This window comes from Pseudomonas sp. 8(2025) (assembly GCF_052665325.1).
Map to the genome: position 1 here is coordinate 1 of NZ_JBQOIE010000006.1, position 13,769 is coordinate 13,769.

Sequence of the window (13,769 nt, forward strand, 5' to 3'; positions counted from 1 at the left end):
TCCCCCTACAGTTCCTCGGCGCAAATCGCGCCTCGCTCAAACCTCGACGACTGCATGCACATACAGCATTGGATTCGAGGTAGTACCGTGCACGCCGAAGACACCGACACAGCCGAAGACTGGCTGGGTATCCCCACCCCCCCGGAAACCTGCAAGCAGCACATACTGGTGCTGGAAAATGAACCGGCAGCTGCGCGCAGCTCGGGAAACCATTTTCAAACTGGTCAACATGCAAGCGCAGACAGGAAAGGCCGCGACAAGGCTCGGACCAGGCTGCGTGCAAAGGCCGGAGAAGCTGCGGGGCTGTGGAAGAAAGCCAGCAACCTTGAACTGACAGTGCGAAGCAAGGACCGGGCGCCAACAGGGATCTGCGTCGGCAGATCCCTGTTGGCGCCCGCCCTCGGCAATTACTGGTAAGCCTCTACCGCGGTAACCAGCACTCGCTCGTGCCGGATCCACCAAGGCGCCCTGTGCGCCGAACATGACTCGCCATGAGATCTATACATAGCCGGCCCTCGAACAGAAAAAGCCTCCGCAGATCATTGGCGACGCGCCATAGCTGTAGCCGCAAGAAAATTCAGAAACGCCTTAAACTCAACAGCCAACGCAATTAATAAACTAGGGGGCTTCCAATTCAAAAACAGACCAAAGAAAAATGCTACTTAACTACGGACCCCATACCTGCAGCCGACAACCCCTACGATTAAAATCAATGAAAGGAAAAATTATCGCCACGATATTATTTTTCTACTCCGCTCTTGGCTTCGCGGGGGAATGCACTACAAATAGTGAGACAACTTTTTTAAATATTCCTGATTTTACAATACGACGAGACACACCCATAGGAACAGAAATCGGAGCTTCTTCTACAACCATCGATGCATTTTCTTGCACAAAAGGATTCAGCTATCAAGAGTTTGGCATCAAGGGATATGGCACTGCGGCGCCAAAAATAAATGGGCTGAATGTTTATAAATTAGGATCAAATTCAGCCGGAATAGGATATGCCATATACGCTAACAGCCCTAACACTTGCAACAATTATCTCTTCCCCTTAGACGATGGTGACCACAAGCTTTTTTGCTCTGTAAATGGAACATTTTCAGCGAAGCCAATACAAGGCTTTATAAAATTAGTATTTTACAAAATCGGGAACATCACTCCCGGCAGAAAAACCGAGCAAAAAGTAGCTTCCCTAATATTGCGTAACAACAAAAAAGATTGGCATCGCCCAGAGTCATACTTACACACAACACCATTCACGGTGATAACGCATGGTTGTACACTTAATACCGCCAACATCAAAGTTCCACTTGGCAACGTCGAAACCAAAGAACTAAGCAGCTCAGGTATTACTGCTGCGGAGAAACCCTTTTCGATTCCCCTGAGCTGCGACACCGGGACAAAAGTCAAACTAACCCTCGACGCAGGCCCCGCCGGCGTTTATGACAATACCAATGGATTACTCAATCTTACCAACCCTGCTTCAGCAGATACCGCCCAAGGTGTGAAGATTCAAATACTATCAAATAATGTGCCTGTGACATTTGGGAAGTCTTTAGATGTCGGCGTGCAAACCATCGAAGGAACCTTCGACATTCCCCTTCAGGCTCGTTATTACAGGAGTGTGGAGAAGCTCAAGGCGGGTGAGGCTAACGCCACTACCACTTACACCATTACTTATGAATAGTCTTCCGGGGTCTAAAAAATATAAGCCTCTTCACTCCATGGAGAAACAACGGCCCCCACCCCTTCTCTGCTTTCAAAGCTCTACGAACACCAACTGGTCCTCGAAGCCCCCATCATCGAGTTGTCGAACTGAGTGGAGCTGCGAGGCAGTTGCTGATGCGGCTGAGAACGTACGCAGTACCTTGGACACAATAGTCTACATTCGCGACCGCCGGCCGGTAGTCCTGGCCCCGGACCAGCTTCGGGAATGGCTCGACCCTGCAACGCCCAACGAGCGCGCCGAGCAGATGGCCTTGAACCAGCGCGAGGCTGCCGAGGCCTTCGAGTGGTTCAAGATCGGCACTGCCGTCGGTAACCTCAACAATCACGGCCCTGAACTGATCGAGCCCTTGACGATGCCATCGCAGGCCCGCTCACAGATCACTCCCCTGCTCCGGCTTTGATCTGCATCTGCCACCAGGCTTGATGGATAACTCACTACCTTCTTCGGATATCAGAAGAGACGTGAACCTCCCTTGCGAGCCGTAAAAAATTTGCTGCTTTCAACAATGCAGCTACGCTTGCGAGTGGTTGCCTATTCCGATTAAAAGCCCTAAAGGCGGTGCATACGGCCATACTGCCCTCAATTGCTTAGGGAGAGAGTCGGGCAACTAAAATCTACAACCATCAGTCTAAAAGGAATATAGACATGAGCATTAACGTCAAAAACAATTCATCAAATAAAATTGAAGTTGCCATTAACCAATGGGGCGATAACGGCAAAACTGGTTACTTTGCTCTCAGCGTAGACGGATCAGATACCTGGGATAGAAGCGATAGCCGGGGATTTGTACTCTCATTGAGAAAAGGAGGCACTGAAAAGCCATATTATGTACAGTCTGATAGTTCAATTGTGGTTGGAAATACAGACGTGAAAGACAACGGTCGCGTTCTTACCCCACTAAGTAATTAATTGAAAAATATCATTCAAGGTGCCTGCCAGGCACCTTGTTTTTTAAAGCTAAAGCAGATCAATAGTTAACAAACGACGCTATCGTTGATGATTCTCAGACGTACGCCTGACACGCCCGCAAAGCGATCAATCCTTGGTCACCCTCTCCGGCAATGGCGACAATTCGTTGAGCAGCCGCTGGGTCAAGTTCGGCTCTCGCTGCTCCATGAACCAGGCCGCCGGCGCCGGTGGCAGCTGGCAACCCACCGCCACCACCCGTGGCGGTGCTGGCGAGTAGGACTGACAACCGCAGCTCAGTAGTAGCAAGCTTGTCACGCAGGCGAACCTGATTCGATTGAGCATCGCGCAATTCCTTGTAGTGGGTTTCGTCATTCGCTTGCAGCCGATCCTCCAGAGCACAGCGAGCACCACCAGGCCGCAGACTGAGCGGCCTGCTCTGGTTGCTCGAGCAATTCGGGCTGGGCTTCAAGCGGCAGGCCCAGCCTTTCGCCGGCGGCGCGGTAGTTCGATCTGCCGGTGAGCTGGCCCAGGCCACGGCCACGGCCACGGGAGCGATAGCCGTCGCCCGTGGCCTCCAGGCCGTTGCCCATGCGCCCACCATAGACAGCATTGCCGAAGCGCTCCGGCTTACCGCCCAGTTCATCCGCCCGCGGCACCAACGAACGCCACCGGCTGGCTACAGCGCAGACCTGACCGATCTGGCGGATGCGGTCGGCGCGATAGTTGAGGTTTTCCACCAGGGTGCGCAGCTGACCGGACTCATGGCCGACCTGGGCCAGGAACACCGCCTGACGCGCCAGCCTGTCGATCTTCCAGCGGGCCATGGCGCGGTTGAGCGCAGGAACAAAAACGCCCGCAACGGGCGGGCGCTGGGGAGGACCTGCAGCGATTGCTGCTCTGTGAGTGGCATTGTGTTTTCTCCAGGCAATAAAAAACCGCTCAGGGCGGGCGCATTTGGACGCTTCAGTTACAGCTGTGGATTGAACGGGTACTGCTGTAGCCCGCCTCCGGCATTCTGCCGACCCAGCGCCACCCCCTCCCCCCCTACAGTTCGTCGGCGCAAGTCGCGCCGTGCTCAAGTTTCGAATACTGTATATATATACAGCAACCAACTCGAGTCAGCACCGCACACACTGGAGGCACCGCAACAGCCGATTGTCTGCTTCCCCTCACGCCCCTGGAGCGAGGCAGGAACTCCATACGTATCAAGCGAGACACCACGGCTTTTCAGGAAAAGTGGCGATATGGCGGCGGTCATATGCCTCGGGCCATTTCGGCCCGCACTCAAGCACGCACTTCACTTAAGGATGAGCAGCATGAACGATGATTTGAAGCAGTCAGGCTCTACTACGACCTCGCAGACCACCACCTCGCTGGAGCAGGTGAAAACCGGAAGGGTCTTGGATTTCACCTGGGCACCTAACGCCAACACCACGACCACCACGGTATCAGCGGACTTTGTCGACTACCGAGTCGATACAGCCCAAGGCAGCCCTACCGGGGACAGCCACTCCATAGCACGCTTTACCTATGTCCAGGGCAAAGGCGGCGGCCAGATCAGCCAGCTGTTTCTCGAGGAGATGCGTGCCGGTGTACGAGCCAACACCCAGATCGGGCTGATGGTGGGACGCAAATGGGTCATGGACCCCAACGGCGAAGTCTCGGGCAGCATCGGCACCTATGTGGTCGAACAATTCGATGACATGCGCGCCAGTGTCAATTATGTCGGCTCCTTCGCCCGCGTCTTCGCCGACCCCAGGATGGTCAGCTACCACGCTGGGGGCCATGTGCACCCCAATGTCTCGATCACCGGCAGCAGGCCCCTGACCATGGCGGATTCAGGTAAGTCGATCCTGGTCATTAGCGACACCGACGTCACGCTCACGATAGGTGACGATGTGACTGAAGGGTTCAAGGCCACTCTGATCCAGGCTGCAGCAGGCAAGATCAACATCACGGTATCGAGCAGCCACATGATCTACAGCAACGCAGGGGGCCGCACGCGCACGCTCAATCCCCTGGATGAGCTGGAAGTCAGCACCTTCCCATTCGGCCCGGTGTACCTGGCCTTCCGCGTCAGGCCTACGGCCTGACGATTAATCGGGAGCTCCGATCTCCTCCATGAATCCGTCCAGGAAATCCTTCAGGCGCGCATGCCTGACTGCCGCTAACCGCGCCCCTTCGACCGTCTGAAATCCCGAGGCAAGGGAGAGTAGCTTGGTGTGGAAGTGCTCAATGGTAAAACGCTTGTCTTGATAGGGCCTGCCGATGGCGGTGGGGTTTGTGATGTCGTACAGCGCAGAGCCCATTCGCCCAGCGATGTAGAAACAACGGGCGACTCCGATCATGCCGATGGCGTCCAGGCGGTCGCTGTCCTGAAGGATCCTGGCTTCCAGGGTGAGGGGTTCGACGCCCGCGGAGAAGCTATGAGCCTGGACCGCGTGGGCAACAAGCTCAATACGCGGGGCAGGCCAGCCCATGCGCTGCAGAATAGACGCTGCTTTACTGGCCGAAAGAGTGGATGCCTGCGACCGCAATGGCGAGTTTTTCTCGACGGCCACGCAATCGTGCAAGAGGGTTGCGGCAAGCAACGCTTCCAGGTCCCCACCTTCCTTGTCCTGCAGGCGCCGAACATTCATCCAGACCCGATGAATATGAGAAAGATCGTGAGAGCCGTCCGTGCTGTCCTCAGGCAGGAAAGCGAGCAAGTCGGACGCCAGGCTCTGGTAAGGAAAAAACGGCTCTTCAAGCATTTCGTGGCTCCATGGAAGTACTGATCCTGCAGCGTCGGCGAAACGACTCGAGCAGATATCTCGGCGCTATAGAGAATCGGCGGCTAAGCAGAGAAGTACTTGAGCCAATAAGCATCCCGGCATTCATTGGTGAAGCTGATGTGAGCAGGGCGGATGATTTTGTCGAGAGGTTGGCGAACCCCCTCATGGCGGATCCAGCCTTCGACGCAGGCTGCATCGCTGGGAAACCGCCCTGCTCTGCTAGCCGCTTGATGAGTGCCCTGTCATCGTCGGCGGTGACGGTGTCCCCCTGATCGAGCCGGCTTTCCTGACTCGCGTTGTCAAGTAGCGCGGTGCGAGGCGATGCAACTCCCAGGCTCGCACTGACGTAGCTGGCAAGGTGGTCCGAATGAACCATGGGCTGTGTCCGCAGGTGGATTAGGACGACTGACAAGCACGCTGACGACGCGCTGGGACTTTACCGATAAGGCGAGCCAATCGACAACCCTGGCCAATGCTACACGCTGTATCCGTTGCTCACCTGTAGCAGGAACCTTTTTCCGGAATGGCAATCAGTGCTGCACGCTTTCCGATCAATCATTCAGTGGGCACCGGCATGATCTTGAGAAAAACGGCTCTATACATGGCCTTGGTAATGGCAGGCGTCCTTATCGGCTACAGCATCAAGCCCAGCAACGGGCTCCAGGTAACCGCAGGGCAACTTATAAGCTGCGGCAAGACCACCATTCCAACCATCGAGATGTGATGCCGGCGCACCTGCGCGCCCTCCTCCCTCGCGGCAGATTCCAGCAGGCCCTCAACGACCTTGGACCTGGGCACCGCGCAAAAGAGCAAGACATTGCCAGGGGCGATTGCCTGCGCCCACTCTGTACTGCACTCCAGGCTCTACCCCTCAGACAAAAGAAAACCGGCGAATGATCGCCGGTTCCTGTCACTCGCCGTTCAGCAGTGCGGAGGCCAGAACGGCCCCTGCACTGCCGTCGGATCAATGCGCTGCGTTGAGGGTCAGGCGCATCTGGCGGTTCACATCCTTGTACAGCAGGTAGCGGAAACGACCCGGGCCGCCGGAGTAGCAGGCCTGTGGGCAGAAGGCGCGCAGCCACATGAAGTCACCGGCCTCGACCTCGACCCAATCCTGGTTCAGGCGATACACCGCCTTGCCTTCCAGGACGTACAGGCCATGCTCCATGACATGGGTCTCGGCGAACGGAATCACGCCGCCCGGCTCGAAGTTGACGATGTTGACGTGCATGTCATGGCGCATGTCGCTCATGTCGACAAAACGCGTGGTGCTCCAGCGGCCTTCGGTATCGGGCATGACCCGCGGCTCGATGTCCTGCTCGTTGGTGACGAAAGCGTCCGGGTATGGCACGCCATCGACTTTCTGGTAGTGCTTGCGGATCCAGTGGAAACGCGCCTCGGTGCCGCTGGTGTTGCGCAGCTTCCAGTCGGCAGCCGGTGGGATAAAGGCATAGCCGCCGGGCTTGAGGACGTGCACCTGGCCTTGCAGGGTCAGGTTGACCTCGCCTTCGACGACGAACAGTACCGCTTCGGCGTTGGGGTCCTGCTCGGGCTTGTCGCTACCGCCATTGGCGCCGACTTCAACGATGTACTGGGAAAAGGTTTCGGCGAAACCCGACAGCGGACGAGCGATGACCCACATGCGCATGTTGTCCCAGTGCGGCAGGTGGCTGGTGACGATGTCGCGCATCACGCCCTTGGGGATCACGGCGTAGGCTTCGGTGAACATTGCGCGGTCGGTGAGCAGTTCGGTCTGTGCCGGGTGCCCGCCGTGAGGCGCGTAATAGGTGGTTTTGGACATGGAGACTCTCCTCATTGTTGTTTTGCTGCCCCGCGCGGCAACGCCGCCAGGGTGAACAAACCTGCGGGTCGACGCGCCAGGGAAGCGGCGCGGACCGCTGCTGGCCACCACGATATCCAGCGTTACGCACATGCACAAATTAAATACTGGAATCCGCCATATTCATTTATCGAATGCCTCGCGACTTCAGCCCTGAGTGTCCTGGGCCAGCACCCGCGACAAGACTCGCGCCAGCTCCTTGACCATGGGATCTGCCGCCGGGCGGTGCAGCAACGCCACCTCGAACACGTCCACCGAGGGTAGCCCGGTGCTTTTGGACAGGACCTGGTGGCCAGCCGTGACCGCACGCAATGGCAGCAGGCCTATGCCCATGCCATCGGCAATGGCCGACTGCAGGCCGCTGAGGCTGGAGCTGGTGAAGCTGATATGCCAGCGCCGGCCCACCGCCTCCAGGGCATTGATCATGGCATCGCGGTACACCCCGCGCGGCGGGAAGGTAACGATAGGCAGCGGGTCGAGATCGATGCAGGGGTTTTTCGCGCTATCCACCCATCGGGTCTTCTCCGGCCAGCAGGCCAGTGCCTCGCGGCTGTTGCGCAGTTGCTTGAGCACCACCAGGTCCAGTTCGCCACGGTCATAACTGGCGTTGAGGTCGCGACTCATGCCGCTGGTGACCTCCAGCTTGACCTGGGGATAGCGCCGGTTGAACGCAGCCAGTTGCTCGGTGGTGCGGCCGGCAGCGAAGTCGTCCGGCACGCCGATACGCACCGTCAGCACCACCGTGGCCCCGGACAGCGCCTCGAACATTTCATCGTTCAGTGCCAGCAGGCGCCGGGCATATCCCAGCAGGGTCTCGCCGGCATCGGTAGGCAACACATCGCGATTGCCGCGCTCAAGCAGGCGCTGCCCGACCATCTCCTCCAGGCGGCGAATCTTCTGGCTGATGGTGGATTGGGTGGAATGCAGGCGGGTGGCGGCCGTGGTGAAACTGCCGCAGTCGGCCACCGTGACAATGGCCCGCAGCAAGTCGAGGTCGAACAGGCGGCTATTGGGTTTCTCAATGTCGCTCATGCTGGTATCTGTTTTCTGAATGCGTTGCGCCTTTCTACCGGGTCTGGCCCGAGGACACAATTGCCCCCGCGGCGCTGAGCAGCCCCGTGCCAAGGCGGCATCCTGCAAGCACGGCAGATATTTTTTCCGGGCCCGCCTGATTGGCAATGTGTATCGACATGTAACGGCGTAGGATGAGTCTCCGGTTCGCTCTATCCCTGACCCTGCTCTGGAGATGCTGAAAATGAAGTTGAACTGCCTCAAGGTGTTGCTGATCGGCGCCACCCTTCTACTGGGCGCCTGCTCCAGCGCGACCACCCACCCCTGCTATTCGGACAAGTGCCGGCTTGGCGGTGGCGTGAGCAATCTGAATCTCAACGGCAACAGCGCATTGGGCAACAGCTTCAACGAGTACGGCTCGACCCTGCTGCACGACTGAAAAACCTGCCCCCCATGCCTGGGTGCTGTCGGGAGTGGCTCGCTCCAGCAGCGCCTTGTCACTCCCGACCGCCCCCGCACTCACCCCTTGTTCCGGTTCTTCGCCCCGCCCTGGCGAGCCTTGAAGCGCGGATTGGATTTGCAGATCACATAGATGCGACCGCGACGCTTGACGATCTGGCAGTCGCGGTGACGATTCTTGGCTTCTTTGAGGGACGACAGGACTTTCATGGCAACGCTTCCTTGGGACTGAAATCAATGTAATAACATATCATATTCACCAATGAGAATTATTATCAACCATCAGTTTCCGCCACCCTGACCGCTCAACGATTCTCTGCGCCGCCATCGGCCCGTTGCCCGGCCCCGCAGGCTTGGGAGAGCAGGACGGCTGCGTGATCATTACCGCGCCCAGCCTCACCAACTGCCCGACGCCCCGCCGCCGCCACTGGAACCGCCGCCCCCGGAGAAACCGCCACCCGAGCTTGAGCGGCCGCCACTGCTGCTGCCACCGCCACTGCTCCAGCGAAAGCCACTGCCGCCGGCAAACAGTATGAAACTCAGGAAATAGGCGAACGGCACGACCCGCAGCCAACGCTGAGCCGCCTGCCAGGCATCCACACCCAGGCCCATCAGCAGAACCAGCGTCAGCAACACGGCAAAGCGCCATAAAAAGCCCCGGGGGCTCTTGCGCCAGCTGTTGCGCATCATCCAGTACAGCAGCCAATGGCCGCCCAGCACCAGCAGCACCCCCGCCGGCCAGGCCAGGCCGTAGAGGAAAGTCAAACGGCCCAGATACTGGCTGACCAGGGTCAGCAGGCCGATGTACAGCAGCAGCCCCAGCACCCCGTAGAACACCCGCCGCGCCTGCCACAGCCCGGCGAAGGTCGCACCGCCGATCAACATGCACAGCGGCACCAGGAACAACTGCGCCAGCCACTCATGGCCGCCCACGGCTCCCACCAGCACCGCCATCAGCACCACTGCGCCCCCCAGCACCCGGCGCCAGTTCCAGCCGGCGGCCAGCATCACCCCCGCCACCGAGCCGAAAACGAACGCCAGCAGCAAGGCATAGGCTTCGAGCGGCACCGCCAGCCCCGCAGGCTCGGGCAACGAGCCCCCGTCCACCAGCAGGATCAAGTCATCCAGGGCACGGTCAATACCGCCGGCAAAGTCGCCCTGACGAAAGGCCGGGGTCAGGTCCTGGGCGATGATCTGCCCGGCCAGCAGGTCGGTGACCACCGGTTCCAGGCCATAACCGACCTCGATCCGCACCTTGTGGTCGTTCTTCGCCACCAGCAGCAGGATGCCGTCGTCTACCCCCTTGCGCCCCAGCTTCCAGGCGCGAAACAACTGGTTGCTCAGGGCCTCGATGCTCTGCTGGCCCAGGTTGGGCAGCAGCATCACCGCGATCTGCGCGCCGCGGCGCTGCTCCAGCGCCTCCAGCTTGTGCACCATCCGCTCCTGGGTGGCGCTATCCAAGGTCGCGGTCAGGTCGATCACCCGCCGGTCCAGGGGCACCTTCACCAGCCCCGGCGGCGCCTCCTCGGCGTGCACCAGGGCCGGCGACAGCAGCCCGAGAAACAGCGCCAGCCACAGGCCACGCCCTTGTTGCAACCACACCTTGATCATCGGCCCGCTTCCCGCATCGTTCATCCTGAAGCGGCGAACTTTACCACTGCCCGTACCGCGACCGATTCACCGCACCTCACCGCCAGCAAAAAAACACCGGGCAGGTGACCAAACCTGCCCGGTGCCCGGCGACCTGTCGTGTTGCTGCAATCAGCCTCAGCCCAGGCGGTTGAGGCACACCACCTTGGGCTGGGTCATTTCCTCATAGGCGAAACGCACCCCTTCTCGGCCCAGGCTGCCGTACTTGAAGCCGCCAAAGGGCATGGCATCGAAACGGTAATCGGAAGAGTCGTTGATCATCACCCCACCCGCCTCGATCCGCCGCGCAGCGTCCATAGCGATACGCAGGTCATTGGTGAAGATCCCTGCATGCAGGCTGTATTCGGGCTGATTGGCCAAAGCGATGGCCTGATCCAGATCGTCGAACGGTTGCAAGACCACCACTGGCGCAAAGACCTCGTCCTGCCACAGGCGACTGCCGTGGTCGACATTCTCCAGCACCGTGGCGGCGTAACAGGAACCCCGGCGCTGATGCCCACAGAGCAAACGCGCGCCCTGTTGCAGCGCTTCATCCACGACCTTCTGCGCGTTCTGCGCCGCCTGCAGGCTGATCATCGGCCCGATGTCCGTGCTGCTGGCCAGCGGGTCGCCACTGACCTGCTCCCGAGCCAGGCGCACAAAAGCCTCTCGAAACGCCTCATAGATCGAGGCCTGGACCAGCAGGCGCTGGGTGCCGATGCAGTTCTGCCCCGCCGCCCAGAAGGCCCCGGACACGCAGCTTTCCACCGTCGCCGCCAGGTCACAGTCGGCCATCACGATCACCGGCGCATTGCCTCCCAGGTCCATGGCCAGCTTTTTCAACCCGGCGCTGCGGGCGATCTGCTCCCCGGTGACAAAGCCGCCGGTGAACGACACCATGCGCACCTCACGGGCTTCCACCAGGGCCTTGCCCAGGTCCGCACCACCGGTGGCCAGGGTCACCACCGAGGTCGGCAGGCCGGCATCGCGCAAGTAGTCCACCAGCTTGATCGCCGACAGCGGCGCCAGCTCCGAGGGCTTGAGAATCACCCCGTTGCCCCCGGCGATGGCCGGGCCCAGCTTGTGCGCCACCAGGTTCAACGGATCGTTGTAAGGCGTGATCGCCAGGATCAGCCCCAAGGGCTCGCGCGAAAACCAGCCCTGGCGGTTTTCCGAACCTTCATAGGCATCAAACGGCAGCACCTCGCCGGCATTGCGCTTGGCCTCTTCGGCCGACAGCTTGAGGGTGTTGATGCAGCGCTTGACCTCTTTCTGCGCCTGTTTCAGGGTCTTGCCCGCTTCATCGACGATCAACCGGGCGAAATGTTCGGCGTCGCGCTCGATGTTCAGGGCCGCCCGCTCCAGAATCCGTGCCCGCTGATAGCGCGGCAGCGCCGCGCAGTCGCTGACACCCTGGCGGGCTTGCTGCAACAGGTAGGGCACGGCACAGGCCTCAAGGCGTGGCACTGTCCCGATCAGCCGACCATCGAAGGGGCTGCAGACATCAATCGAATCGGCGGCCAGCGCCAGACGTGACAGGTTCATGGGCATGCTCCTAGCGGGCCAAGCGCGACTGGTGGATGTGAATGATGTCCGAGAGCAAGGCAAAGGCGGTCTCGATGCGCCCAGCGCCCGGCCCGGACACCGTCACCGCGCCCAGCAGTTCGGTGTTGAACGACACCGCGTTGATCGCCCCGCCAATGCCCGCCAGCGGATGGGCCAGGGGCAACAGGCGCGGCTCGACACTGGCTTGCAGCGAGCCATCGGCCAGGCGTTGGGCCGAACCGATCAGCTTCCAGCGCGCGCCCTCGGCACGGGCCTGCTCCAGGTCCTTGGCCGTCAGGCCGGAGATACCCCGGCAACTGACATCACTGACGGTCAACTGCGCGTCGAGCAATTCGTTGGCCAGGATCACCACCTTCAAGCGCACGTCAAAGCCTTCGACATCCGCGCTCGGATCGGCCTCGGCATACCCCAGGGCCTGGGCCTCGGCCACCGCTTCGGCAAAGCCCAGGCCGGCCTCCATGCGGGTCAGCACAAAGTTGGAGGTGCCATTGAGAATGCCCTCGAACCCCAGTAGCCCACTGCCGGCCAGGGACTGCTTGGCCATGCGGATCACCGGGGTGCCGCTCATCACCGCGCCTTCGTATTCGAAGGCCGCCAGATTGCGCCGGGCCAGGGCCTTGAGCTCGGCGCTGTGCAGGGCAATGGGGCCCTTGTTGGTGGTCACCACGTGCTTGCCCTGCTCCAGGGCCCAACGGCAGAAGGTACTCGCTGGCTCGCCGTCCACCGGGTTGGTGAAAGTGGCCTCGGCAATGATGTCGGCGCCGGAGTCCTTGATCACCTGTTCGTTGAGCGCCTCCACCTGGCCGCCCGGCAGTTGCGCCAAGGCGCCCTTGGTTGCCGGCAGCTTGCTCAGCAGACCGGCATCCAGCCCCTGGGGAGCGACGATGGAGCCCAGGAACAGATCGCTGATGCCAACGATCTTCAAGCTGAAACCCAGTTGTTTTTTCCACGCCTGATTGCGCTCGGCAATCAGTTGCGCCAGGGCCCGGTTGACCCCACCGAAGCCCACCAGGGCGATGTTGTATTCAGTCATTTTTGTTGTGTTCCATCCGGGTTGAGAAGCTGATGGACACAAGGTTAGGGGTCGGGACCGGGCAGTGAAATATGCCGTTTTGCTGTATTTGCTGAGCATTTTGCCCAGCGCCGGTGACCACTGCCGAAGGCTGCGCTCACAGGCGCTGGCTACGCAAAACCCGCAACCAAGACTGCCCCTGTAGCCGCTGCCGAAGGCTGCACCCGGCTCCGCAGGAGACGCTAACCCTGGCGGTGCGGTCCAACAGGACACCACACAGGGTTCCATTCATCGCAACATGCTGATTGACCGCGCAGGAAGGTCCTTCGGCCCTTTTCGCAGCCTCGCCAAAGGCTCGGCAGCGGCTACAGGAGGCCAGAAGATCCGGCTCTGCGCTCAGGCCACAGAGGACAAGACAAAGGACGTCACGGTGTTTTCCACCCCGGGCAAGGCGGCGATGTCATTCCACACCCGGTGCACCCGCTCTACGCTGGCGGCGCTGACCCGCACCAGCACATCGAACTCGCCGCTGAGCACTTCGCACTGGATGATCTCCGGCATCGCGCGCAGCGCCTGCAATACATCGGCCCCGCGCATGCGGTCGTAGCGGTAGACGAAGATCAGCGCATTGATCCGGGTATCCGCCCCGCGCCCTTCGCCCAGGCGAATGGTGTAGCCCTGGATCGCTCCGTCGCGCTCCAGGCGTTCGATGCGCTGGCGCACCGCGTTGCGCGACAGGTTGACCTTGGCCGCCAGCTCGGCATGAGCCGCCCGGGCATTGCGGGTCAGCTCGGCGATGATGCGTTCGTCCAGTGGATCCAGGATCCGCTTCATGAA

General features: G+C 60.1%; 14 protein-coding genes and 3 pseudogenes. 7 read left to right on the forward strand and 10 right to left on the reverse strand.

The features are described from left to right. The 4 genes and pseudogenes from ACUXVH_RS13270 to ACUXVH_RS13285 all read left to right on the forward strand — a co-directional run. A partial coding sequence (locus ACUXVH_RS13270) for a hypothetical protein (RefSeq protein ID WP_445495060.1) occupies positions 1-417 on the forward strand: 417 nt, incomplete at its 5' end. A 295-nt stretch (positions 418-712) separates the two neighbouring features. Beyond that, the gene (locus ACUXVH_RS13275) at positions 713-1,690 is read left to right on the forward strand and encodes a fimbrial protein (RefSeq protein WP_176707088.1); all 978 of its coding nucleotides are present in this window, start codon (positions 713-715) and stop codon (positions 1,688-1,690) included. A gap of 190 nt (positions 1,691-1,880) precedes the next feature. Further along, positions 1,881-2,132: pseudogene (locus ACUXVH_RS13280) on the forward strand (SOS response-associated peptidase family protein); the annotation flags it as partial. Between the two features lie 245 nt (positions 2,133-2,377). Beyond that, positions 2,378-2,641: a hypothetical protein gene (locus ACUXVH_RS13285; RefSeq protein ID WP_073698917.1), complete on the forward strand. Its 264-nt coding sequence runs from the start codon at positions 2,378-2,380 to the stop codon at positions 2,639-2,641. A gap of 94 nt (positions 2,642-2,735) precedes the next feature. Here the strand turns inward: ACUXVH_RS13285 and ACUXVH_RS13290 are convergent. Beyond that, positions 2,736-3,044 (reverse strand): annotated as a pseudogene (locus ACUXVH_RS13290) (lysis system i-spanin subunit Rz); the annotation flags it as partial. After that, positions 3,043-3,551: pseudogene (locus ACUXVH_RS13295) on the reverse strand (glycoside hydrolase family 19 protein); the annotation flags it as partial. The pseudogenes ACUXVH_RS13290 and ACUXVH_RS13295, both read right to left, overlap by 2 nt. Before the next feature lie 406 nt (positions 3,552-3,957). On the opposite strand from ACUXVH_RS13295, the gene ACUXVH_RS13300 reads away from it, so the two are divergent. After that, complete coding sequence (locus ACUXVH_RS13300; protein ID WP_255313401.1) at positions 3,958-4,734, forward strand: hypothetical protein; 777 nt, start codon at positions 3,958-3,960, stop codon at positions 4,732-4,734. Between the two features lie 3 nt (positions 4,735-4,737). Here the strand turns inward: ACUXVH_RS13300 and ACUXVH_RS13305 are convergent, their stop codons facing one another. Further along, positions 4,738-5,394 carry an HD domain-containing protein gene (locus ACUXVH_RS13305; protein WP_065363288.1) on the reverse strand — a complete coding sequence of 219 codons (657 nt, stop codon included), beginning with the start codon at positions 5,392-5,394 and terminating at the stop codon, positions 4,738-4,740. A gap of 544 nt (positions 5,395-5,938) precedes the next feature. On the opposite strand from ACUXVH_RS13305, the gene ACUXVH_RS13310 reads away from it, so the two are divergent. Beyond that, complete coding sequence (locus ACUXVH_RS13310; RefSeq protein WP_019094218.1) at positions 5,939-6,139, forward strand: hypothetical protein; 201 nt, start codon at positions 5,939-5,941, stop codon at positions 6,137-6,139. 240 nt (positions 6,140-6,379) lie between these two features. Here the strand turns inward: ACUXVH_RS13310 and ACUXVH_RS13315 are convergent, their stop codons facing one another. Then, positions 6,380-7,216 carry a bifunctional allantoicase/(S)-ureidoglycine aminohydrolase gene (locus ACUXVH_RS13315; protein WP_011062092.1) on the reverse strand — a complete coding sequence of 279 codons (837 nt, stop codon included), beginning with the start codon at positions 7,214-7,216 and terminating at the stop codon, positions 6,380-6,382. 186 nt (positions 7,217-7,402) lie between these two features. Further along, positions 7,403-8,287 (reverse strand): LysR substrate-binding domain-containing protein, encoded by an 885-nt coding sequence (locus tag ACUXVH_RS13320; protein WP_011062093.1) that lies wholly within the window; start codon positions 8,285-8,287, stop codon positions 7,403-7,405. 223 nt (positions 8,288-8,510) lie between these two features. On the opposite strand from ACUXVH_RS13320, the gene ACUXVH_RS13325 reads away from it, so the two are divergent. Further along, positions 8,511-8,705, forward strand: coding sequence for a hypothetical protein (locus tag ACUXVH_RS13325; RefSeq protein ID WP_011062094.1), 195 nt, complete (start codon positions 8,511-8,513; stop codon positions 8,703-8,705). Between the two features lie 80 nt (positions 8,706-8,785). Here the strand turns inward: ACUXVH_RS13325 and ykgO are convergent, their stop codons facing one another. From ykgO to ACUXVH_RS13350, 5 genes are all read right to left on the reverse strand, one after another. Beyond that, a complete protein-coding gene (gene ykgO, locus ACUXVH_RS13330; RefSeq protein WP_011062095.1) occupies positions 8,786-8,935 on the reverse strand; it encodes a type B 50S ribosomal protein L36 in 150 nt (49 codons plus the stop codon). A 186-nt stretch (positions 8,936-9,121) separates the two neighbouring features. Next, a complete protein-coding gene (locus tag ACUXVH_RS13335; protein WP_065363287.1) occupies positions 9,122-10,336 on the reverse strand; it encodes a TPM domain-containing protein in 1,215 nt (404 codons plus the stop codon). A 156-nt stretch (positions 10,337-10,492) separates the two neighbouring features. Beyond that, complete coding sequence (locus ACUXVH_RS13340) at positions 10,493-11,899, reverse strand: aldehyde dehydrogenase family protein (protein WP_011062097.1); 1,407 nt, start codon at positions 11,897-11,899, stop codon at positions 10,493-10,495. A gap of 10 nt (positions 11,900-11,909) precedes the next feature. After that, positions 11,910-12,953 (reverse strand): homoserine dehydrogenase, encoded by a 1,044-nt coding sequence (locus ACUXVH_RS13345; protein WP_065363286.1) that lies wholly within the window; start codon positions 12,951-12,953, stop codon positions 11,910-11,912. Positions 12,954-13,328: 375 nt separating this feature from the next. Then, positions 13,329-13,766, reverse strand: coding sequence for an Lrp/AsnC family transcriptional regulator (locus ACUXVH_RS13350; protein WP_065363285.1), 438 nt, complete (start codon positions 13,764-13,766; stop codon positions 13,329-13,331). Positions 13,767-13,769 lie beyond the last annotated feature (3 nt).